Below are 22,895 nucleotides of genomic sequence, written 5' to 3' on the forward strand. Positions count from 1 at the left end.
GACCCGGCACCGCTCCATCACGGATCTTCTGCGCTGGTCAGACTGGCGCCGACGCCACCAGGCCACCGCCCGGCACTGCCACTACCAGCGCAGATCCGAACCATGATCGCGAAGTGTCACTGGAGTATTAGAGGGCATCTGATCTTCTTACGTATTGATCTGTCCGTATCGGAGCGACGGTTAGATCGTTGATCTTCACATGGCTTCCCGGCGTCCGTACCGTAGCGACTTGTCCGACGCCCGATGAGCGTTGATCGAACCGACCCTGACGGCTCGGCGGTCGGCCCGGCGAGGCCCAGGCACGGCAGCGCGCATCCATGACCTGCGGGAAATCGTGAATGCCATCTTGTATGTGTGCCGGACTGGGATCGCCTGGGAGTATCTGCCACACGACTTTCCGCCCTACAAGACGGTCTACGACTACTACGCCAAGTGGGAGGCCGACGGAACGACCCAACGTCTGCATGACCTGCTGCGCGAGCAGGTCCGGGAGAGCAGGGGGCGTGCTGCCGTACCTACCGCAGCGATCGTCGATGCGCAGAGTGTGAAGACCTCGGGCAACGTCGGTGAGCTCAGCCAGGGCATCGATGCCGGCAATTATCTGGGGCGGAATGTTATGCCGGGCCAGATGGATCAGGGCTGGCCAGCGAGGGTTTGACAGCGCGACCGCCAGAGATAATTACAGGTTCTCCAGGAAGGCGAGCAAACTGTCGCCGGGGCGGTAGCGCCGGGTGCCGACTCCAGGAGGTGCGGTTCGGGCCAGGGCTTTCTCCTTGGCGGCCAGGTCGGCGTGGAGGTAGATGTCGGTGGCCTTTGTGCTGGTGTGGCCGAGCCAGAGCGCGATGGTGGAGGTGTCGACGCCGGCGTGCAGCAGCGCCATCGCCGCGGTGTGGCGCAAAGTGTGCGGGGTGACGTGCTTGGATGCGAGGGTCGTGCAGGTGCGGGCCGCGACGGGGACGTACTTGGCGAGCAGGTCGGCGACGGCGTCGCGGCTAAGGCGTCCGCCGGTGCGGTTGGGGAACAGCGGGTCGGCCGGTGCGGCGTGACGGTCGGTGATCCAGCGCTGGAGCAGGCGGGTCAGCGAGCTGTTGAAGATTCTGCCTCGCGAACTCGTCCTCGCGTCCCGTTCAAGCAGTATTCCTGCAATAACGGGGAGAATCAGCAGTTCAGCAGGTCAGAGCTCTGACGGGCGCCGCGATGCGGGCACGGCTCAGCGTGATCAACCTGCGAGAACGCCGCAAGGTGGCCAGCTTGGAGGAGGCGTCCAGGGCGCGGTCGACATGACCAGGACCTCCGCGCCCCATCGAGCCGGGCCGGCCGGGGGGACCGGCCCGGTGTCAGATGGCGATCAGACGCGGGTCCACTTCTGGTTGTTCTGGCCGCCGCAGGCCCAGATCTGGGCCCTGGTGCCGTTGGCGGTGCCGTTGACGGTCAGGCACTTGCCCGCCCCGACGGCGGTGATCGTGCCGTCGGTGTTGAGGCGCCACTTCTGGTTGTTCTGGCCGTTGCAGTCCCAGATGGTGACGGCGGTCCCGTCCGCCGTGCCGGCCCCGGTCACGTCCAGGCACTTGTTGCCGTACACCCGGAGCTCACCGGAGGCGATGGACGTCCACTGCTGGTTGGGCTGACCGTTGCAGTCCCAGAGCTGCACCTGCGCGCCGTTCGCCTGCGAGGCGCCGTTGACGTCCAGGCACCGGTTCGAGCCGGCGCCGCGCAGCGCGCTCGTGCCGGCCGGAGGCGAGCCGTCGTCCTTCCCGACGCCCCTGCCGTTGAAGGTGATGGAGTCCACGTCGAACGAGTTCGCCGACGGCGCCTTGAACACGACGTGGAGGTTGCGCGTGCCGCCGGGGTCGGTGACCTGCACGGCGGGCAGCGACACGTAGGTGTTCCATCCCCCGGTCGCCGGCACGGGGCTGGAGGCGAGCAGCGCCCCGGTGGGCGAGTCGGCGCGCAGTTCGATGGACGCCCCGGTGCCGGACGGCGCCGAGACGCGGAAAGACACCGTGTCGATGCCGGACAGGTTGATCGGGGTGAAGGAGATCCAGTCGTTGTTGGAGATGTCGCCGACGCGCCTGCCGCCCTCGGCTCCGGGCTCCTCGACGACGCGGATTCCCGACGAGCCGGTGTAGTGCTCGGCCTGCTTGTGCTTCGGCTGCAGGGTGAGGCCGGTGGCGCCCTTCAGCCCGCCCTGGTCGGTGTAGTCGGCGGACAGGGCGTAGTAGACGTTGGAGGCCTCGTCGTGGCCGGAGGCGGTGGTCGTGACCGTCCCTGAGCAGCCGGTGTACTGGCCGGTGTCGTGGGCGTGCTGGTCATGGCCGAGCGCGGTGATCACGTTCACCTTGGTGCAGTCGGCGGCGCCGTCCTCTGCGTCGGTGACGTTGACCGTGTAGTCCACCTCGTCGCCGAAGTCGATGAACCCGCCGTCGGGCGGTGCCGAGAAGGCCACCCTGGGGCGGGTGTTGCCGACGACGATGGGCAGCGTGACGCTTCCCGTCTTGCCGCCGGAGTCCCGCACGGTCAGCCTGGCCGCGTAGGTGCCGTTGGCGTTGTAGGTGTGGGAGGGGCCGGCGCTGGTGGAGGTGGCGCCGTCGCCGAACTCCCACGCGTAGGTGATCGCGTCGCCGTCGGGGTCGGACGAGCCGGCCGAGGAGAACGCGACCGTCAGCGGCGCGGTGCCGGAGTCGGGGGCGGCGCTCGCCTTGGCCAGGGGCGCGCGGTTTCCCGCCACATAGTCGACACGGTAGATGCTGTCGTCGGTGTTCGCGTGGCCGAAGCCGTTGCCCCAGTCGGCCATGTACAGGGCGCCGTCAGGGCCGAACTTCATGTCGATCGGCGCGCGCGGGGCGAGCTGCGCCACGAAGGAGCTGATCTTCAGGAGGTTGCCCGAGGAGTCCAGGCGCAACTCCTTGACGAAGTTGCGGCTCCATTCGTAGAAGAACGGCGTGCCGTCGTAGTACGCGGGGAACTTCCTGTCGGAGCCGCCGGCCGCGTCGTACCGGTAGAAGGGGCCGCCCATCGGAGCGGCGCCGCCGCAACAGTTGATCTCGGGGAACTCGGCCGAGGCGTGGTAGTCGTACCACACGGTCGCGGGCTTGGCGGCGGGCAGGCTGGTCAGGCCGGTGTTGTTGGGCGAGTTGTTGACGGGTGCCGAGCAGTTGAACTTCGCGCCGGAGGTGCCGGTGGCGAAGTTGTAGTCGTTGAACGGGAGGTTGTCACCCACGCAGTACGGCCAGCCGTAGAAGCCCGGCTGCTTGATCAGGTTCCACTCGACGGTGCCCTCGGGGCCGCGGTCGGGGTTCGCGGCGCCCGCGTCGGGGCCGTAGTCCCCCACCGAGATCCAGCCCGTGACCTTGTCCACCGAGAAGCGGAACGGGTTGCGGAAGCCCATCGCGTAGATCTCCGGCCGGGTCCTGGCGGTGCCGGGCGCGAACAGGTTGCCGGACGGGATCGTGTACGTGCCGTCGGGCTCGGGGTGGATGCGCAGGATCTTGCCGCGCAGGTCGTTGGTGTTGGCCGAGGACCGCTGGGCGTCGTAGTGCTCCCTGCCCTGCCGCTCGTCGATCGGGGCGTAGCCGCTGGACCCGTTCGGATTGGTGTCGTCGCCCGGGCCGATGTACAGGTTCCCGCCCGGCCCGAACGCGAGGTAGCCGCCGGTGTGGCCGGGCTCGTCGACGTTGCGGTACGCCGGGACCTCGATGACCTTCTTCTCACTGGCCAGGTCGAGGCTGGTGCCGTTGAAGGTGAACCGTGACACCCGGTTCACCTCGCCGCCGCCGGCCGGGGAGTGGTTGACGTAGATCCAGCCGTTGGTGGCGAAGCCCGGGTCCAGCGCCAGCCCGATGCCGCCGTCCTCGCCGCCGTCGTACACCGGCAGGGTGGCGATGACGCGCGTGCCACCGCCGCCGGCGGGGATCAGGTTCACCTTGCCGGACCGCGAGATGTAGAAGACCCTGCCGTCGGCGGCCACGTCCAGCTCCATCGGCTGGTCGGGGGCGCCGTCGAGGGTCACCTTCTGGAAGCGGGCCGCGACCGTGCCGCCGCAGTCGCCCGCCGCCGCGCCCGCCGCCCACTGCACCGCGCCCAGCAGGTGCTGCTTGAACAGGGGCTCGGCGTAGGAGGACGCCTGGTGGCCCATCGCGGTGGCCCACACCCGGCCGCCCTCCGGGTTGTGGCACCAGGAGATCGGGTGGTCGGCGCCCATCCTGCTCGGCCCCGCGTCGTAGGTGGTCTCGTCCGCGGTCACCAGCACGTGCACGGAGCCGCGCGTGTTCTTGTCGAAGTTGTACCACTCTTCCGAGCGCGCCCACCGGTCCGGCAGCCCCTTCGTGGAGGGGTGGGCCTTGTCGGCCACCTTGGCGGTGCCCTGCACGATCGACGAGTGCGCGCTCATGTGGGCGCCGGCCAGGACGACCTGGTCCCACCAGGGGAACTGCGCCTCAATGTTCATGTCGGTGGCGTTGTGGATCGCGACGACGCCGTGGCCGGCGCGCACGTAGGACTGGAACGCCTGGCGCTGGGCGTCGTTGTCCCACACCATGCCGTTGGTCTGGAACATGATCACCGCGTCGTAGGTGTTCAGCGTCGCGGTCGTGAAGACGGAGGAGTCCTCGCTGTGGACGAGCTCGAAGTCGTTGCCGGCCGCCAGTTGCTGGAACATGGCGACACCGGCGGGAATGGAGTCGTGCCGGAAGGCTCCGCCGGCCGTCTCGGTGAACAGCAGCACCTTGAACTGCGCGGCGGCGGCGCCGGCCGCCGGCGGCGACACGGACAGCGACAGCCCTGCCAGGACCGCGGCCAGGGCGGCGAGCAGGCGTGATCTTCGCATGAAGGATCTCCTGAGGGGGGTACCGGCGACAGTGGGACCTTTCAGAGGGCGCGGAGATGGGCGAGGCCGTCCATGGCCAGCGCGTCCTGGCTCTGCGCGAGGGGCCGCCAGATGGAGGCCGCGGTGGCGATGGTCTGGTTGTGGGCGGTGAACGACTCGATGACGAGGGGACCCCGGTAGCCGGTGTCGCGCAGGGCCCGGGTGAAGCCGGGCCAGTCGAAGCGGTCGGCCCCCGGCGTGCCGCGGTCGGTGCCGCACACCTGCACGTGCGCGACGCGGCCGGCCGCGGCCCGCACCGCCTGGGCGGGGTCCTTCTCCTCGATGTTCAGGTGGTAGACGTCGAGTGCCAGGCCGCAGTCCTCCGGCAACGCGTCGAGCGCCTGCTCGACGGTGTTGAGCAGGCTGGTCTCGTACCGGTTGAGCGGCTCGACCGCGAGCTTCACCCCGCGCTCGGCGGCGTGGTCCAGGACGGGCCGCAGGTGCTCGCGCAGCTCGGCGCAGACCGCCCGGCGTTCGTCCGGCGCGAGCCGCCACGTGCGCCCGACCGAGGCGTACGCCGGTCCCGCGATCGTCGGGGAGCCGACGGTCACCGCCACGTCGACGCAGTGCCGCAGGTAGTCCTGGGTGTCACGGACGGTCTGCGGGGAGGCGGCCACGAGCTCGCGTCCCGGCGGCATGACCAGCACCACGGACGCGGCCAGCCCGTGCTCGGCCAGCACCGCCGCGGCCTTGTCCGGGTTCCAGCCGCCGGGCCGCTCGACGGGCAGCTCGATCACCTCGAAGCCCCACCGGGCGACGCGGGGCGCGAGCCGCGCCAGGTCGTCGTCGGTCAGCGGGGAGCCCCAGACCCAGGTGTTGACTCCGATGGGGAACATGGCATCCCTTCAGCTCTTCCTGCCGCCCCACGCCTCGGGGAATCCGGGCAGGTCCTCGCAACCGCACAGCGCGTAGTGCAGCGGCGGCATGTTGGGCTTGAGGTAGGCGGGCAGGTTCTCGCCGGTGACCTTCGGCTGCGGCAGGTTCCACCTCTCGGGCACCTCCTCGCCCTTGAGGATCTTCAGTGCGGCGATGACCGGGGTGCGCCACTGGTAGGTCGGGTAGGTGGGCGCGACGGCGGTGAGGCCGGTGTCCTTCCACTTCTGCAGGAAGTCCTGCTGGTCCTCGCCGTTGATCGGCGGCACCGCCAGGCCGGCGTCCTCGAACGCCTCGACCGCGGCCACGGCCGTGGCGCCCGCGTCCATCCAGACCCCGTCGATCCTGCCGTGCCGCTGGATGTAGTCGCTGACGATGCTCTTGGTCCTGGCGGCGTCGCCGTCGGTGAACTCCACCCCCACCACCTGGAGGCGGCTCCTGTCGAAGACCACCTTGGCGGCGGACCAGCGGGTCTCCAGCACGTCCACGCCGGGCAGGATGCGCAGCGCCAGCACCTTGCCTCCCGCCGGCACCTTCTCCGCCAGGAACTCGGCGGCGTCGGCGCCGAAGGCGTAGCCGCCGATGGGCTTGATGAACGTCACCGGGCAGTCCGTCTCCACGCCCCGGTCGAACACGATGACGGGCACCTTCGCGCAGGCGGCCGTCACGGCGGGGGTGAGCGTCGCCGTGGTGTTCGGCGAGACGATCAGCGCGTCGCAGTCCTTGGCCTGCAGCTCGGCGATGTCGGAGATCTGCTTGTCGTCCTTGCCCTCGGCGTCCAGCGCGGTGAACTTCCCGATCTCCTCGTGCAGGCCCACCTCGGCCTGCATCGTCTTCCACCCGACCTGGCGCCAGGGGTTGTTGACCGCCGCGTTGGAGAAGCACAGATGGTACGGCCCGTCCTTCTTGTACCGCGCCGTGTCGATCATCTTCGGGGCGATGGCCTGCTCCCATGGCTTGGCCGCGGGGCCCTGGGGCGGCTGGGAGCGCATGGCCAGTTGCGCGTCGAAGTCGGCCTGCACGAAGAACTTCGACTGCGCGCCCGTGCCGGCCCCTTCGGCGCTCGTGGCGGGCGCCGCGGCCGGGGTGCCGGACACCGGTTCGTCGGTGGTGCAGCCGGCGGCGAGTGCGGCGAGCGCGGCCAGCACGGCGGCTGCGGCCTTAGGACGCGGCATGTGCGTCTCCTCTTCGGGGGGTGGGCTTCCAGGGAAGCCGGATGGCTCCCGCCGCGACCGCGGCGATGATGATGACGCCCTGCACGGTGAACTCCAGCGCTCCCGAGATCCCGTACAGGTTGAGCAGGGTGAACAGCGCCTCCAGCGTGACGGCCCCGGCCATGGCGGCCAGGACGGAGCCGCGCCCGCCGCCGAGCGCCACACCGCCGAGCACGACCGCGGTGATGGCGGAGAACTCCAGCCCCTGCCCCACCTGCGCCGAGACCCCGGCGAAACCGCCGAGCAGGATCGCCGCGACGGCCGCGGACAGGCCGGAGAGCATGAAGGCGCAGACCTTGACGCGGCCGACCCTGACCCCGGACAGTGCCGCGGCCCGCTCGTTGTCGCCGGTGGCGATGAGGGTCCTGCCGAAGCCGGCGCGCATGAGCCAGATCGCCGCCGCGCCCACGGCCAGCAGGATCGGCACGGACCACGGCACGGACCACGGCACGGGCCACGGCACGGGCCCGAGGCCGCCGCGGCCGAACGCCCGGAAGCCCTCCGACAGCGCGCCGCGCGGCGCGCCGCCGGTCCAGAGGAAGACCGCCCCGCTGAGGACGAGCAGCATGCCGAGCGTCACGATGAACGAGGGCACCCGCAGCTTGGTGGTGAGCACGCCGTTGACCAGCCCTACGAGCAGCCCGGCGGCGACCAGCAGGGCGAGGACCGGCCAGGTGGCGGACTCGTCGCCGTCGATGAGCCGGGCGGCGATCACCACTTCGGCCGTCACCAGCGAGCCGACCGACAGGTCGAACTCGCCGGAGACGATGACGAAGTACTGTCCGGCGGCGAGGACCACCAGCGGCGCGGCCCGTTTGAGCAACGCCAGGAACCCGGCGGGCTCCAGGAAGAAGGGGTTGGCGATCGCGATGGCCGCCAGCAGCGCCATGAGGACCGCGAGGATGGGAAGTGCCCGCTTCACGCCGGCCTCCTGTTGCCGCGCCGGGCGTAGACGGCCACCGCGAGGACGATGACGACGCCGCGGACCACGTCCTTGACGAAGGAGTTGATCTCGAGCTGGTTGAACAGGCTGTCCAGGACGGCCAGCAGCAGGACTCCGCCGACGGTGCCCGCGACTCCTCCCCTGCCTCCGGCCAGCGCGGTCCCGCCGAGCACGACCGCGGCGATGGACTCCAGGTCGTATCCGCCGTCGGTGCCCACCGTGGGCGCTCCCGCCCCGAGCCTGGCGGCCAGCAGCAGGCCCGCGATGCCGGCGCACAGCGAGCAGAGCACGTGAGTGATCACGATGACGCGGGCCGTGCGGATCCCCGACAGCCGGGCGACCTCCTCGTCGCCGCCCACCGCGTAGATCCGGTATCCCAGCCGGGTCCTGCTCAGCAGGAACCAGGCCGCGACGGCCACGCCCGCCCAGAGCATGGCGGAGACGGGGATCGGCCCGGCGCGGGCGTATCCGAGGAGCTGGAACGACTCGGGCACCTTGCCGGCGGGGCCGTCGTACAGATGGTCGACGATGCCCTTGATGATCAGGGCGACGCCGAGCGTGGCGATGAAGGCGTGGACGTGGAGCCTGGTGATGACCAGCCCGTTGACCAGCCCCACCAGCGAGCTGATGGCCAGGACGGCGGCGACCGCCGGCCCGATGTTTCCGTCCTGGCCCGCCATGATCTCCGCCGCGACCAGCGAGGCCAGGCTAATCAGGTACGTGACGGACAGGTCGAGCGACCCTGCCAGGATCGCCAGCGTCTGCCCGATCGCCACGATGCCGAGGGCCGCGGAGCGCTGCTGGATCCCGACGACGCTCTGCGTGGTGAGGAACTGGCCGCCGTCGAGCGCGACGAGCGCCCAGCCGGCCGCGACCAGGCCGATCAGCGCGAGGAACACCACCTGCCTCGGCTCGCGCAGGCGCGCCGCCAGGCCGCCGCCACGCGTCTGCTCGCCGCGGGTGGGACGGCCAGCGCGCACGAGCAGGTTCATTCAGGCCGCCTCTCCCGCGGCCAGCCGCATGACGGCCTCCTCGGAGGCTCCGGCCGGCAGGGTGCCCGCGACGCGGCCGTCACGCAGGACGACGACGCGATCGCTCATGCCGATGAGCTCGGGCAGCTCGGAGGAGATCATCATGATCGCCACGCCGTCGTTCGCCAGCTCGCGCATGAGGTCGTGGATCGCGGCCTTGGCCCCGACGTCGACTCCCCTGGTCGGTTCGTCGAACAGCAGCACCCGTGGCGCCATCGTCAGCCATTTGACGAGCACGACCTTCTGCTGATTGCCGCCGGACAGGTAGCGGACCTCCTGTTCCGGGCGGGCGGGCGAGAGGCGTACCCGTTCGAGCAGGTCGCGGACCCCGTTCCGGCTCCTGGCGCCGGCCGCGCGGGCGGCGAGCAGGGCGTTGTCGCGCACGGACTGGCGCAGCGCGAGCCCTTCGGCCTTGCGGTCCTCGGTGACGAGGCCGATGCCCATGGCCACGCCTTCCCTGACGGAGCGCGGGCGGGACGGGGTCATCTCTCCCGTGGTGAACGGCACCGCGCCGAAGATCGCCTTGGCGAGCTGCGATCTGCCGGACCCCTGCAGGCCGGCGATGCCGACGATCTCCCCGGCGCGCAGGTCCAGATCGATGTCGCGGAGCTTGTGGTTGCCGACCGCGCGCAGGCTGAGCCGCACCTCGCCGGCGCCGGCCGAGCGGGGCGGGAAGCAGGCGCCGAGGTCGCGGCCCACCATGAGGCGGATCAGCTCGCCGGGGGTCACCTCGCCGATCGGGAGCGTGGTGACGCGCGAGCCGTCCTTGAGCACGGTGACGCGGTCGGCGAGGTCGAACACCTCGCGTAATCGGTGGGAGATGTACAGGACGGCGACGCCGCGGTCGCGTAATCGCCCGATCAGCCCGTGGAGCAGCCTGACCTCGTGCTCGGCGAGCGCCGCGCTGGGCTCGTCCATAACGATGAGCCGGGCGTTCACGGACAGCGCCTTGGCGATCTCGACGATCTGCTGCCGGGCCACCGGCAGGCGCTTGACGGCGGTGCGGGGGCTGAGGGACTCCTCGCCGAGCTCGCCGAGGAGCCGCGCCGTCGCCTCCTCCATGGCGGCCCTGTCGACCAGGCCGCGCCTGACGGGCTCGCGCCCGAGGAACACGTTCTCGGCGACGGTGCGCTCGGGCAGCAGGTTGAACTCCTGGTGAATGATCGCGATGCCGGAGCGCCGGGCCTGCAGCGGATGGCCGAAGGAGACGGGCCGGCCGTCGATCTCGATCGTGCCCTCGTCCGGCGGGTGGACGCCGCAGACGATCTTCATGAGGGTGGACTTGCCGGCGCCGTTCTCGCCGACGACGGCGTGGACCTCGCCGGCCGTCACGTCGAGGTCCACGCCGGACAGCACCCGCACGCCGAGAAAGCTCTTGCCGATGCCGCGCAGGTTCAGCACGCGGGCCGCCTTGCCACCCGGCGGGAAAGTTTCAGGCTTATCTGCGTCATGCTGCGGGATATACGGCTTGTCGCCACTATTAGCCTACTTATGTGTGATATCGACAAAAGGCCGGGCCTTCAGACGCGGGTCCAGCGCTGGCCGGTTCCTCCGTTGCAGGTCCAGATGCGCGCTCTGGTGCCGTTGACGGTGCCGCCCACGTCCAGGCACTTGTTCGCGCCGGCGGCGGTGATCGTGCCGTCGGCGTTCACGCGCCACTTCTGGTTGTTCTGGCCGTTGCAGGTCCAGATGAGCACCGCGGTGCCGTCGGCCGTGCCCGCCCCGTTGACGTCGAGACACTTGCTCCCGTAGACGCGCAGCTCGCCCGCGCCGGTCGAGGTCCACTGCTGGTTGGCCTGGCCGTTGCAGTCCCAGATCTGCGCCAGGGCGCCGTTGGCCTGCGAGGCGCCGCTGACGTCCAGGCACCGGTTCGACCCGGCGCCCCGCAGCGCGCTCGTGCCTCCCGGCGTGCCGGTCAGCTCCTTGACGCGGATGTTGCGGAAGGACACCACGTCGCCGGGGCCGTGGTTCTGGATGCCGAGGTGTCCCTGCTGGAGCGAGCGGACCGGATCGGTGTTGGTGAAGTCGTTGATCCTGGCGCCGTTCAGGAACACCTGCAGCCGCTCGCCCTCCACCAGCAGCTCGTAGGTGTTCCACTGGCCCGGCGGGTTCAGCGCCGCGTCGCGGGCGGCGAGGTCGGCGGACTTGAACCCGTAGATCGCGCCGGTCGTCTTGTCGGCCGTGTCGGTCGCGTCGATCTGCACCTCGTAGCCGGTGTTGAGCGCCGCGCCCGGATCGCTGGTGGGCGGGAACCCGACGATCACACCGGAGTTGGAGTCGCCGGTCAGCTTCCAGTCGAGCTTCAGGGAGTAGGAGCGGAACTCCTTCGCGTTGTACCACAACATTCCCATGCCGCCCTGGGAGGTCAGCGTGGCGTCGCTGCCGGCGAACGACCCCGGGCCGGCCTGCGACCAGCCCGCCGTCGAGCCGTTGTACAACGTCGTGTACCCGGTCTCCGGGCGGCAGTCGGCGTTGACGGCCTTGGCCGCGTACCGGATTCCGCCGAGCAGCAGGGCACGGAAGGCGGGATCGGCGTACGACTCCTGGGTGTGCCCCAGACCGGTGTAGAACGCGCGGCCGGAGGACTGCGGGTGGCACCAGGTGATCGGGTGGTCGCCCATGCTGCCGCCGCTGTAGCTGCCCTCGTCCAGGCTTTGCAGCACCCGCACATTAGGGCGGGGGTTGGTGCGGTAGTTGTACCACTCGTCGGTACGTGACCAGGACGCTCCGAGATGGGCGGTCGCGGCGTGCGCCCGGTCCTCGTTGCGCACGGTGGCCTGCTGGATCGCGGGATGGCTGGTGAACCAGGCCCCCACGAGCTGCCCGTAGTACGCCCAGTTGTACTCGGTGTCCGCGGCCGAGTGCACGCCCGCGTAGCCGCCTCCCCCGTCCACGTAGGCCTGGAAGGCGGCCTGCTGGGTGTCGTTGAGCACGTCACCGGTCGTGCTGAGGAACACCACCGCCTTGTACTGGGCCAGGTTGGCCGCGTTGAAGGCGCTGGAGTCCTCGGTCGCGTCCACGGTGAAGTCGTTGGCGGCCCCCAGGTCGCGGATGGCCTGGATCCCCGCGGGGATGGAGTCGTGCCGGAAGCCGGCCGTCTTGGAGAAGACCAGCACCTTGAAGGCGGCGGCCTGGGCGGGGACGGCGGGGACCATCGTGGCGGCGGCGGTGAGCGCGGCCATCGCCACGGTCAGGCGCCGCAGCGCGGAGATCTTCCTGACGCTCCCCGCGGTGGCGGCGGGGGTCGGATGTCGCAGCATGGGTGTCCCTTTCAGACGCGGGTCCAGCGCTGGCTGGTTCCTCCGTTGCAGGTCCAGATGCGCGCCTTGGTGCCGTTGGCGGTGCCGCCCACGTCCAGGCACTTGTTCGCGCCGGCGGCGGTGATCGTGCCGTCGGTGTTGAGGCGCCACTTCTGGTTGTTCTGGCCGTTGCAGTCCCAGATGATCACCGCGGTGCCGTCCGCCGTCCCTGCGGCGTTCACGTCCAGGCACTTGCCGCCGTAGACGCGCAGCTCGCCCGCGCTCGTCGAGGCCCACCGCTGGTTGGCCTGCCCGTTGCAGTCCCAGAGCTGCGCCAGGGCGCCGTTGGCCTGCGAGGCGCCGTTGACGTCCAGGCACCGGCCCGACGCCACGCCCCGCAACGCGCTCGTGCCGCCGGTGTCCAGCGTGAAGGCGTCCACGTCGAACAGGTATCCCTGTCCGGCCGGGCCGCGGAAGACCAGGTAGAGCGCCGTCGTGCCGGCCGGCGCGCCGCTCAGGCCCGCCTGGACGTCGGCGAAGGTGTCCCAGCCGCCGGTGCTCGCCACGGTGGCCGTGCCCAGCAGCGTGCCTGTCGCCGAGCCCGCCCGCGCCTCGATCCTGCCGCCCGCGCCGCCGGAGGACACCCGGGCGGTGATCCTCGTGGCGCTGCCCAGGTTGTAGGGCTGGAAGGAGATCCAGTCGCCGTCGTCGATGAAGCCCACCGTTCTGCCGCCTTCCGCGGTGGCGTGGTCGGCCGTCTGCACGCCCTGCTGGGCGCCGAAGTGCTCCGCCTGCCGGTGCCGGGGCTGGAGCGTACGGGCGCTGGTGGAGGTCAGGCCGCCCTTGTCGGTGTAGGACGCCTCGAAGACGCCGTAGATGTTGGCGGCGGCGTCGTGCTCGCCGTCCACCGGCACCGCGATGGAGCCCGAGCAGCCGGTCGTGGAGGTGATCTGGTGGCGGTGGCTGTCGTGGCCGAGGAGGTAGGCGACGCTCACCCCGCCGCAGTCGATCGTGCCGTCCTCCGGGTCGCTCACGCTGACCTGGAAGGGCACGGTGTCCCCGAAGGAGAACGGCTGCCCGTCGGCGGGGATGGTGAGGCTGACCGACGGCGCGGTGTTGCCGACGTTCACGATCACGCTCGCCGTGCCGGTGAGACCCTGCGGGTCCCGGACCGTGAGCGTCACCGTGTAGGCGCCGTTCGCCGCGTAGGTCTTGCCCGGGTTCGCCGCCGTGGAGGTGGTGCCGTCGCCGAAGTTCCACGCGTACGTCAGCGCGCCGCCCTCCGGGTCCGAGCTGCCCGCCGAGGAGAAGGCCACCGTCAGCGGAGCCGGCCCCGACGTCCTGTCGGCGGACGCCCTGGCGATCGGATTGCGGTTGGCGCCGCCGATGTACTCGATGCGGTACAGCGCCTGGTTGTTGCCCCCCGTGCCGTAGTCGAGGACGTAGAGTGCTCCGTCAGGGCCGAAGGCCAGGTCCATCACCTGCGTCCCCGACCAGGGGAACGCCGCGATCTCCCCGTACCCGCCGTCCGATCTCACCTCGATCGCCTTGATCCAGCGGCGGCCGTACTCACCGGCGAAGAAGCGCCCGTCGAGCGACTGGGGGAACTTGACGGCCGAGCTCAGGCCGGGGTCGTAGCGGTAGACAGGGCCGCCCATGGGCGACTCCGACCCCGAGCCGAACTCCGGCGGGCTTCCGGCGTCCCCCGCGTACCGGATCCACGCCGGCTTCGCCGGGGGCAGCGTGGCCAGGCCGGTGTTGCGGAAGGAGTTGTTGGCCGGGCCGGCCGCGCAGGCGTACTTCGCGCCGGTGCCGTTGGTGGCGAAGTTCCATTCGTTGTAGGTCTCGGCGGTGGTGTTGGTGCCTGTGCAGTACGGCCAGCCGTAGTTGCCGGGACCGGTGACGCGGTCGAACTCCACCTGCCCGCTCGGCCCGCGGCTGGAGCTGCTCACGCCCGCGTCCGGCCCGTAGTCGCCGAGGTAGACGACGCCGGTCGCCTTGTCCACGCTCATCCTGAACGGGTTGCGGAAGCCCATCGCGTAGATCTCCGGCCGGGTTCTCGCCGTCCCCGGCGGGAACAGGTTGCCGCCGGGGATCGTGTAGGTGCCGTCGGGCTGCGGTGTGATGCGCAGGAGCTTGCCGCGCAGGTCGTTCGTGTTGGCGGACGAGCGCTGGGCGTCGTACTGGGGGTTGCGGTTCGTCCGCTCGTCCAGCGGGGAGTAGCCGCTCGACTCGAACGGGTTGGTGTCGTCGCCGGTGGTCAGGTACAGGTTGCCTGCGGCGTCGAAGTCGATGTCGCCGCCCACGTGACAACACTGGCCGCGGTCGTTCTGAACCCGCAGGACCACCTTCTCGCTGGTCAGGTCGAGGGTGTCGTCCGTCTTGAGCGTGAACCTGGACAGGTACAGCTCGCCCTTCCACTGGTCGAACTGGGCCTGCGTGCCGGTGCTCGGCGCGTCGCCGGCCGGCGTGCTCAGCCGCGGCGAGTAGTAGACCCAGAGGTGCCGGTTCGAGGCGAAGCCCGGATCGACCGCCACGCCCTGCAGGCCCTCCTCGTCGTGGGTGTAGACGTTGAGCTTGCCGGCCACCTTCGTGTTGCCGCCGGCGTCGGTGACCCACAGCGTGCCGTCGCGCGCCGTGTGCACCACCGACCGGTTCGGCATCACGGCCAGCGACATCGCCTCGCCCAGCTCCGCGCCGCCCGAGGCGAGAGAGACCTGCTGGTAGTCGGACGGCGGGATGTCGAGGGCGTTGGCCGGGGAGGCGTCGAGCGCTCCGGGGATGATCAGCGCCATCGTGGTCAGCACGGTGAGCCACGGACGTCGGGACATGAGGGTTCCCTCCTGCGACGGGAAGAGCAGTCAGGGCGAGGCGCCCAGGGACGAGGCGCACCGTCAGGCGCGGGCCCACTTCTGGCCGGTTCCTCCGTTGCAGGTCCAGATGCGCGCTCTGGTGCCGTTGGCGGTGCCGCCCACGTCCAGGCACTTGTTCGCGCCGGCGGCGGTGATCGTGCCGTCGGTGTTGAGGCGCCACTTCTGGTTGTTCTGGCCGTTGCAGTCCCAGATGATCACCGCGGTGCCGTCCGCCGTGCCCGCCCCGGTCACGTCCAGGCACTTGCCGCCGTAGACCCGCAGCTCACCGGCGCCGGTCGAGGTCCACCGCTGGTTGGCCTGGCCGTTGCAGTCCCAGAGCTGCGCCAGGGCGCCGTTGGCCTGCGAGGCGCCGTTGACGTCCAGGCACCGGCCCGACGCCACGCCCCTCAACGCGCTCGTGTCCGAGGGCCGGCCCTGGGGCCCGGCGGCCGCGATCACGGCCTGGGCGCCGGCCGGCCAGGCGCCGCCGGGAACGGTGACGTTGTTGTTCACCACGTTGCCGCGGTCGCCGTTGGTCACGTTCGTGCTGCCGTTGGTGGACCAGTTGCCGGTGACGGTGAAGTTGCCCATGTTCTCGCCGTACCAGTAGTTGGCGGTGGCCCAGGTGCCCGTGCCGGAGAGCACGTTGTTCCTGACGGTGTAGTACCTGGAGCCCTCGTCGAAGTAGACGCCGAACCAGCCGTTGGTGCGCAGGCAGTGGTTGTCGCTGATCACCGCGCCCGGGTTCCACGACAGCGTGTAGATGCAGCCGCCGTCGGTCATCTGCTGCATGACGTCGTGCACGTAGTTGCCGACGAGCCGGTTGCCCGAGGCGGTGGTGGCCGTGGTGTAGCGCGGCTGGAAGTCGTACAGGCCGCGGTCGGCGTAGTGGGTGCTGCCGCCGGGCTCGTTGGCGCCCCAGCCGTACCCGATCGACATGCCGGTGTACGGGAGGTTGTAGACCTCGTTGTGTGACACGTCGCTGTTGGTGACGTACGTGGTCAGGACCGAGACGATGCCCCGGTGGTCCAGGCCGAGATCGTGGATGCGGTTGTCGCTGACGGTGATGTTCCTGTTGACCATCCGCTGGTCGCCCGGGTGGTGCGCGTCGGCGCGCACGCCGCCGACGACGATGCCGCCGGCGGAGCTGCGGGCGATCTCCGACCGGGTGACCGTGATGCCGGAGGCGCCCAGGCCGACGCCGCTGCCGTGCGCGTTGGCGTCGTTGCCGATGCCGATGGCCGTCTGTCCCAGGTTGACGAAGCGGGAGTCGGCGAAGGTGATGGTGTTCGCCGCCGACACCTGGACGGCGGCCGGCATCTGGTACCAGTTCGGCCGGGTCGCCTCGAACTCGCGGCAGCCCTGGTGGCAGGAGGTGAAGGCGGGCCAGCTCCAGTTGCCGGCGATGTAGGCGCCGGTCTGCTGGTCCACATAGCCCTGGTTGCCGCTGGGGCCGAGCCAGCTCGTGCCGGTGAAGGTGATCCCGCTGAACGCGATGTGGTGCGCGGGCGCGTCATAGGTCCCGCCCACCTGCACCAGCGACTGCTGCACGGGCAACTCGACGCTGACGGTGCCCATGTTCTGCCCGGCGAGCGGGATGTAGGACAGGGCGCCGGTGCCCGGGTCGAGATACCACTCCCCCGGCGAGTCGAGGAACTCGTAGGCGTTGACCAGGTACAGCGGGCCCGCCCGGTGCGGGCTGGTGAAGGTGTCGTACCCGAAGTTGTTGTTGTTCCAGGCGGGCTGGCGCATCGTGATGAGGTTGCCGCTGATGCTCTGCACCGGCGCGTACCTGTCGGTGAACGAGCCGACGCTCTCCATCTCGACGCGGCCCTGGCCGGCGAGGTTGTTCAGGTAGCTCAGCGCGCCGCTGGTGAACCTCATCCCGGTGCTGCTCGCGGTGAAGTCGGACCGGTTGACGGCGGTGCGCGCCCGGGTGGCGAGCGCGCCGTCGACGTAGAGCTGCCGCGTGTCGAGGCCGGCGCCGACGCTGGCGCGCCAGATGTTCTTCGCGGCGTCGGCCTGCGACCAGCCGGTGACCGCCCTGGCTCCGCTGATGACCGGGACGGCTCCCGCGGCGGCCTGCCATCTGACGGTGTGGCCGTTGTTCCCGGAGTCGGCGGCGGTCAGCCGGAGCGGCGTGGAGAGCCGGTACACCCCGCCGGCCAGCTCCACGACGATGTCGCCTGACATCCCGGCGTTGAGCGAGCGCACCGCCGTCTGCGCAGCGGGCAGCGCGCACGGCTGGGCGGCGGTGCAGGCGGTGCCGGTGCCGGTGGGTGACGCGTACAGGATCGTGGTGGCCGCGAGGGCCGCGGGGGCGGGGGCGACGAGGGCGAACGCCGCGGCCAGCGCGGCGGTGACGACGCCGATGAGGGACGGTCTCGGCCTCGCGGCGGGTGAAGGTAAGGGCACAGTCGTTCCTTCGCGGGGGTGGGGGTGCCGGCTTCGCTACCCATTACCTGTGGACCATGGGCACCCGTCAAGACATTAAGCCCGCTCATTTCGTGAACCGGGCGCCTGAAGTCTGGCCACGGCGCGCCGATCACCGCCTTGAACAGTGAGGATGCTCGTCCGCCTGCATGCCCTGTGAGACCCGCCCCGAATGAACCGTTCATATGTGTCGTACTCATCGAACAGCAGCCGCGACGGGGACGGGCGGCGCATCAGTCATACTTCTGCAGGGAACGGCGAGGAGGAAGCACGGTGACCGACACCCCGCGCGAGAGCGGATACCGGCCGGGTTACGAGGTGGCCGCCGAGCAGGTGCTGGAATTGATCGTCCGGCTCGGCCTGCGTCCGGGCGACCGCATGCCGACCGAGAACGAGCTGGCCCGGCAACTGGGCACCAGCCGCACCGTCGTCCGCGAGGCGGTGAAGATCCTCTCCGCGCTGGGCCGGGTCCGCGCCCAGAAGGGCCGCGGCCTGTACGTGGCCGACGACGAGGGCATGTTCGGCACCGGCCGCTGGGGGTCCTTCTTCCTGCCCACCGACCTCGACCACGTCTACATGTTGTTCGAGTTCCGCCGGGCACAGGAGATGGAGACCAGCCGGCTGGCCGCCCACCGTGCCACCCCCGCCGAGCTGAGGGCCATCGAAGAGGCGGCGGGCGTGTGCCGCCGCGGCTTCGAGACCGGCCGCGAAGATCTGTTCAACGAGGGCGACGACGCCTTCCACACCGCCATCGCCACGGCCTCCCACAACATGTTCCTCCAGGTCGCCGTGCGGGAGGCCCGCAGGCTGCAGGCCCAGTCGAGCCTCATCGGCCTGCACGGCTCGGTGGGCGGGCACGCCGCCAAGGCCGTCGAGGAGCACGACGCCATCCACCAGGCCATCCGCGCCGGAGATCCCGAAGCGGCCGCCCAGGCCGCGGCCACGCACATCGACAACACCCTCGACGACTACCGCAGGGAGATCCAGCAGCGTCTCTTCTTCTCGTCCCACCGGCCCGGCCCTTCCTGACCGGAGCGCCTCATCCGTGAGACCGCGCCGCGTTCGTCTCCTCCGGAGATCTGGTGGCGGCAGGGCCGCCGGTCACCGCCAGCAGCCGCCGTCCTGCGTGCTCCGGCCGGATGTGGGGGCCCTCGGCCGCGCTGGCGTCCGGCGTGGCGTCCGGCCTGCGGACGAACGCGTTGATCGCCTGCTCGTCCACCCTGATGCCCAGCCCCGGCGAGTCGCCGAGCACGAACGTGCCGTCCTCGACGCACAGGTCGAGCGACAGCCCCAGCGGCGGGTGCAGATCCTGCAGCTCGCTGGCCAGGTGGTTCGGCACCGACGTCGCGGCGTGCAGCAGGGCGAGCGGCGTGGCGCCGATCGGGCTGACCGGCAGGTCATGGGCGTGCGCCAGCGCGGCCACCCGGAGGAAGTGGGACACCCCCCACACGACGGCCGTCTGCACGATGTCCACGGCCCCCGCGGCCAGCAGCGGGCGGAACTGCTCCAGCCCGGTGAGGTTCTCCCCCGTGGCGACGGACGCGCGGATGCCGCGGCCGACCGTGGCCAGCCCTTCGGCGTCCCACCGCCGCACCGGCTCCTCGATCCACGTGAGGTCCAGCGCGCGTTCGAGCTCGCGGACGTGCCGGACGGCCTGCTTGCGGGTCCACGCCTCGTTCACGTCGAGCATCAGGCCCGGCCGCGCGCCGCGCCCCGCCTCGGCCAGGACCTCCCGTACCAGCGTGAGGCGGTGCAGGTCGCGTTCGATGTCGAGGCCGCCCTTGATCTTGGCCGCGCGCAGGCCGTGCCGGGCGTAGACCTGGTAGACCGCGACGAGCTCGTCGTCGGTCAGGCCGATGTCGAGGCCGGAGGCGTAGGCGGGCACCAGCCGGTCGCGTCCGCCGAGCAGCCGCCAGAGCGGCTCGCCGGCCGCCCGCGCCTTGATGTCCCAGAGGGCGGTGTCGAGCGCGCCGATCGTGCCGAACACGGCGCCGGCGTGGCCCGCTTTGAAGGTCCGCCGCAGCATGCGGTCGTAGAGCGCCGTCACGCCGCGCGGATCTTCGCCCTCGATCGCGGCGAAGACGGTCTCGATCTCCACGTGCGGCCCGAGGCCGACGCCGGTGATCCCCTCGTCGGTGTCCACCAGGACGAGCGGCACCGGGACGGCCCCGTCGGCGAAGACGCCGTTGACGTCGCCGACGGGACGGCCCCATTCCTGGACCGTCGTCATGGTGCGATACCCCGTGATCCGCATGTCAGCCCTTCGTGGAGCCGGCGGTGACCCCGTCGGCGATCCGGCGTTGGAGGAACAGATAGAGCATCAGCACGGGCGCCGCGGCGATCAGGACCCCCGAGGCGAAGGCGGGGATGTCGTCGGAGTACTGCCCGCGCAGCGCGTTGACCCCGATCATGAGTGTGCGGTGCTCGGGCGACGGCATCATGAGCAGGGCGATGAGCACGTCGTTCCAGCAGAACAGGGCGTCGAGGATGCCGACCGACAGCAGCGCGGGAGCGCCGAGCGGCAGCATGATCCGCCGGTACACGCCGTACACCGTGTTGCCGTCGATCCTGGCCGCGTCGACGATCTCCGCCGGGATCGTCCGGTAGTGGCTCGTCATCAGGAAGACGGTGAACGGCAGGAACTGGGCGACGTAGGCCAGGACCAGCCCCGGATAGGTGTCGATGAGGCCGCCGTCGGCCATGACCCTGGTGAGCGGCACCATGATCACCTGGAAGGGGATGAACAGCCCCGCGAGACAGCCCAGGAAGATCACTGAGGAACCGCGGAAGCGCAGCCGGGCCAGCGCGAAGCCCGCCATCGACCCGAACAGCAGCAGCAGTGCCACGGCGCAGGCCACGACGGCGAAGGAGTTGACGAAGTAGCGTGCCATTCCGGCGCCGGCCCACACCTCGGCGAGGTTGTCCCAGCGCGGGGAGCCCGCCGGGGAGAAGCGGTCGAGGATGTAGTCGCGGCGGGTCTTCATCGCGACGTTGGCGGTGAACACGAGCGGATAGATCGTCGCCAGCGCGAGACCGGCCATCGGAACGGCGGCCGCCCACCTGGCCGCCCTGGCTGCGGGCATCAGTCCTGCCTCCCCGCGCGGCGGAGCAGGGAGATCTGGAGCAGCCCCACCACGAGCATGACGGCGAACAGGACCGTCGAGGCCGCCGAGGCGAGCGCCGGCCGGGCCAGCCGTCCCTGCTGGTGCCAGATGTAGTACTCCGGCAGGTAGGTGGCCCCCTCAGGGCCTCCGCTGGTCATGACGAAGAGCAGGCCGAACATGGAGGTCAGCATTCCGATCATCGTGGTCACGAAGACGAACTGGATGGTCCGGGTCAGGCTCGGGATGATCACGTGCCAGATCGTGCGGCCGAGCGACGCCCCGTCCACGCGGGCGGCGTCCAGCAGTGAGGCGTCCAGGGTGCTGAAGCCCGCGAGGAACACCACCAGCGCCATTCCGAACGTCGCCCAGACGTGCACGCCGGCCACCGTGAACATGGCGATGCCCGGATCGCCGAGCCAGTCGACGGGACCGGCGCCGATCGCCGCGAGGGCGGAGTTCAGCGGGCCGTCGTAGCCGAGCATGAGGTTGAAGATCGCGCCGACGATCACCGGTGACAGCACGGCGGGGAAGAAGTAGACGCCGCGGTAGACCCGGTGACCAGGCACCCGCAGGTAGATGAAGGTCGCGAGCAGGCCGGGGATCGCCACCGCCAGGGGCAGCAGCAGCACCAGGAGCCCGACGTTGCGCAGCGAGACGTGGAACAGCGGGTCGGCGGCCAGCTCCAGGTAGTTGCTCAGCCCGACGGCGGTTCCGTTGCGCTCCCCGTCGCCCGTGAAGGAGAAGTTGACGCCCAGGGCCAGCGGCCACAACCGCAGAGCCACGATGATCAGCACGGCCGGGGCCACCAGGACGTACGGCGCGAGGCGCTCGGCGCGCGCCCCTCGGGCGGACGCCCGGGTCGCCACGCGGGCGTGCCGCCGCCCGGACCCCTCTCCCCCGGCCCGGCGCGAGCGGGCGGGGGACGACGGCGCTCCGATCGGCACGCGGTCAGCCCGCCCGGTCGGAGGCGGCGAGCTGCTCCAGGGCCTCGTCCACGGTGGCCGACCCGCTCAGGAGCTGCTGCGACAGCCTTCCCATCACGTCCAGGGTCTTGGACGACAGCGCCACGTGCAGGGCGGGCTTGCCGGTCTTGATCTCGGAGGCGATCGTGGCGACGGCCGGGCCTGCCCGCGAGACGTCGATCGTCGTGTCGGACGCGATCGCGCCGGCCTTGGCGTGGAACGCCGTCAAGGCGTCGGCCGAGGTCAGCGATCGCACCAGATCGGCGGCCAGGTCGGGGGTCTTCGTCCATTTGGCGACCGCGTAGCCGATGCCGCCGTCGTACGGCAGGCTCGGGGTGGCTCCGCCGGTGACGACCGGGGCCGGCATGACGCCGATCTTGTCGGGTGGCAGGAACTCGGCGAAGTCGTTCCAGTGCCCGATGTCCGACATCAGCCCGATGATGTGGGCGGCCTTGCCGGTCTGGAAGACGCGGAAGACGTCGGTGAACATCGCGGTGGAGTTGGCGCCCTCGTTGTTCAGGCCCTTGTCGCCGGCGTCCTTCCACAGCTCGAAGATCCGCTTCACGTGCGGAGAGTTCCAGTCGCGCTTCCCGGCGATCCAGTCGTTGTACTCCTGAGGGGTGAGGACGCCGGACGCGAGGCCCGACAGGAAGAACTGGATGCCGAAGCCCTCCTTGTTGCCGAGCGCGAAGCAGGCGGCCCCGGTCGCCTTCTTGATGGCGGCGCAGCCGGTGACGAGCTCGTCCCAGGTGCGGGGCGGGGCGGCCGGGTCGAGGCCGGCCTTCTCGTAGAGCGCCTTGTTGTAGTAGATCGGGTGCCCCTGCAGGGTCACCGGTGCGGCGTAGGTCGTGCCGTCCTTGCTGAACGCGTCCCAGCCCGCCAGCCGGCTCCTGTCGCCGGCCACGTACCGGTCCAGCGGGAGGAGCGCGCCGGCCCGGTCGCGGATCTGCCCGCCTCCGTTGAACAGCATGACGTCGGGCCCCTTGCCGGTCTGGATCGCCGTGCCGAGCAGGGTGTAGTACTGGTCGAACGGCTGGGCGACGAACTCGACGGTGACCCCTGGACGCCGCCTGGCGAAGTCCGCCTTGGCCTTCTCGATGTACTCGGCGGCGGCCGGTTCACCGGACTTCCAGTCCCAGACGACGAGCTTCTGCTGCTTGTGCTGCGGGTTTCCGGACGGGGAGGCCGTCCGGGACGCGCTTCCGCATCCGGCGGCGGCCAGTGCCGCGGCCATCAGGGCCGACCATAACGCTCGCTGCTTCATCGCTGCCCCGCTTCCCGGGAGCGGCCGCCGGATCCGGCCGACTGCGGCAAACGTAATTCGTATGACGTCTGACGGCAAGGGCCCCTCGCGTATACTGATTTGTCAGGCCACCGGAG

At 70.7% G+C, this 22,895-nt stretch carries 16 protein-coding genes; 2 read left to right on the forward strand and 14 right to left on the reverse strand.

The annotated features are described in order from the left end of the window. Positions 1–250: 250 nt before the first annotated feature. Complete coding sequence (locus tag ABD331_RS59310; protein WP_344496198.1) at positions 251–658, forward strand: transposase; 408 nt, start codon at positions 251–253, stop codon at positions 656–658. A 21-nt stretch (positions 659–679) separates the two neighbouring features. Here ABD331_RS59310 and ABD331_RS59315 read toward each other — a convergent pair whose 3' ends face one another. The 10 genes from ABD331_RS59315 to ABD331_RS59360 all read right to left on the reverse strand — a co-directional run bounded on the left by ABD331_RS59315 (position 680) and on the right by ABD331_RS59360 (position 17,431). After that, entirely contained in the window at positions 680–1,165 is a 486-nt protein-coding gene (locus tag ABD331_RS59315) for a tyrosine-type recombinase/integrase (protein WP_344496237.1), read from the reverse strand. A gap of 183 nt (positions 1,166–1,348) precedes the next feature. Further along, a complete protein-coding gene (locus ABD331_RS59320; protein WP_344496200.1) occupies positions 1,349–4,825 on the reverse strand; it encodes a ThuA domain-containing protein in 3,477 nt (1,158 codons plus the stop codon). Between the two features lie 41 nt (positions 4,826–4,866). Continuing rightward, positions 4,867–5,700 carry a sugar phosphate isomerase/epimerase family protein gene (locus ABD331_RS59325; protein ID WP_344496202.1) on the reverse strand — a complete coding sequence of 278 codons (834 nt, stop codon included), beginning with the start codon at positions 5,698–5,700 and terminating at the stop codon, positions 4,867–4,869. A 9-nt stretch (positions 5,701–5,709) separates the two neighbouring features. Continuing rightward, on the reverse strand, positions 5,710–6,912 hold the full coding sequence (locus ABD331_RS59330; protein WP_344496204.1) for a substrate-binding domain-containing protein: 1,203 nt from the start codon (positions 6,910–6,912) through the stop codon (positions 5,710–5,712). Continuing rightward, positions 6,899–7,840, reverse strand: coding sequence for an ABC transporter permease (locus ABD331_RS59335; protein ID WP_344496239.1), 942 nt, complete (start codon positions 7,838–7,840; stop codon positions 6,899–6,901). The genes ABD331_RS59330 and ABD331_RS59335 overlap by 14 nt, the downstream gene beginning before the upstream one ends. A 29-nt stretch (positions 7,841–7,869) precedes the next feature. Beyond that, the gene (locus ABD331_RS59340) at positions 7,870–8,886 is read right to left on the reverse strand and encodes an ABC transporter permease (RefSeq protein ID WP_344496205.1); all 1,017 of its coding nucleotides are present in this window, start codon (positions 8,884–8,886) and stop codon (positions 7,870–7,872) included. Then, positions 8,887–10,326 carry a sugar ABC transporter ATP-binding protein gene (locus ABD331_RS59345; protein ID WP_344496207.1) on the reverse strand — a complete coding sequence of 480 codons (1,440 nt, stop codon included), beginning with the start codon at positions 10,324–10,326 and terminating at the stop codon, positions 8,887–8,889. 119 nt (positions 10,327–10,445) lie between these two features. Beyond that, a complete protein-coding gene (locus ABD331_RS59350; RefSeq protein WP_344496209.1) occupies positions 10,446–12,185 on the reverse strand; it encodes a ThuA domain-containing protein in 1,740 nt (579 codons plus the stop codon). An 11-nt stretch (positions 12,186–12,196) separates the two neighbouring features. Continuing rightward, complete coding sequence (locus ABD331_RS59355) at positions 12,197–14,995, reverse strand: carbohydrate-binding protein (RefSeq protein WP_344496211.1); 2,799 nt, start codon at positions 14,993–14,995, stop codon at positions 12,197–12,199. A gap of 63 nt (positions 14,996–15,058) precedes the next feature. Beyond that, positions 15,059–17,431 carry a ricin-type beta-trefoil lectin domain protein gene (locus ABD331_RS59360; protein ID WP_344496213.1) on the reverse strand — a complete coding sequence of 791 codons (2,373 nt, stop codon included), beginning with the start codon at positions 17,429–17,431 and terminating at the stop codon, positions 15,059–15,061. Between the two features lie 291 nt (positions 17,432–17,722). Between ABD331_RS59360 and ABD331_RS59365 the strand changes: the two genes are divergently transcribed. Next, on the forward strand, positions 17,723–18,478 hold the full coding sequence (locus ABD331_RS59365; RefSeq protein ID WP_344496215.1) for a FadR/GntR family transcriptional regulator: 756 nt from the start codon (positions 17,723–17,725) through the stop codon (positions 18,476–18,478). Positions 18,479–18,488: 10 nt separating this feature from the next. Here the strand turns inward: ABD331_RS59365 and ABD331_RS59370 are convergent, their stop codons facing one another. Genes ABD331_RS59370 through ABD331_RS59385 form a run of 4 tightly spaced genes read right to left on the reverse strand, consistent with a single transcriptional unit; the run spans position 18,489 to position 22,749 of the window. Then, positions 18,489–19,679, reverse strand: coding sequence for a mandelate racemase/muconate lactonizing enzyme family protein (locus ABD331_RS59370; RefSeq protein ID WP_344496217.1), 1,191 nt, complete (start codon positions 19,677–19,679; stop codon positions 18,489–18,491). Between the two features lie 25 nt (positions 19,680–19,704). After that, positions 19,705–20,532 carry a carbohydrate ABC transporter permease gene (locus tag ABD331_RS59375; protein ID WP_344496219.1) on the reverse strand — a complete coding sequence of 276 codons (828 nt, stop codon included), beginning with the start codon at positions 20,530–20,532 and terminating at the stop codon, positions 19,705–19,707. Beyond that, positions 20,532–21,497 (reverse strand): carbohydrate ABC transporter permease, encoded by a 966-nt coding sequence (locus tag ABD331_RS59380; RefSeq protein WP_344496221.1) that lies wholly within the window; start codon positions 21,495–21,497, stop codon positions 20,532–20,534. The genes ABD331_RS59375 and ABD331_RS59380 overlap by 1 nt, the downstream gene beginning before the upstream one ends. Before the next feature lie 4 nt (positions 21,498–21,501). Next, positions 21,502–22,749, reverse strand: coding sequence for an ABC transporter substrate-binding protein (locus ABD331_RS59385; protein WP_344496223.1), 1,248 nt, complete (start codon positions 22,747–22,749; stop codon positions 21,502–21,504). Positions 22,750–22,895: the final 146 nt, after the last annotated feature.

Source organism: Nonomuraea monospora, assembly GCF_039531895.1.
GTDB classification, from domain to species: domain Bacteria; phylum Actinomycetota; class Actinomycetes; order Streptosporangiales; family Streptosporangiaceae; genus Nonomuraea; species Nonomuraea monospora.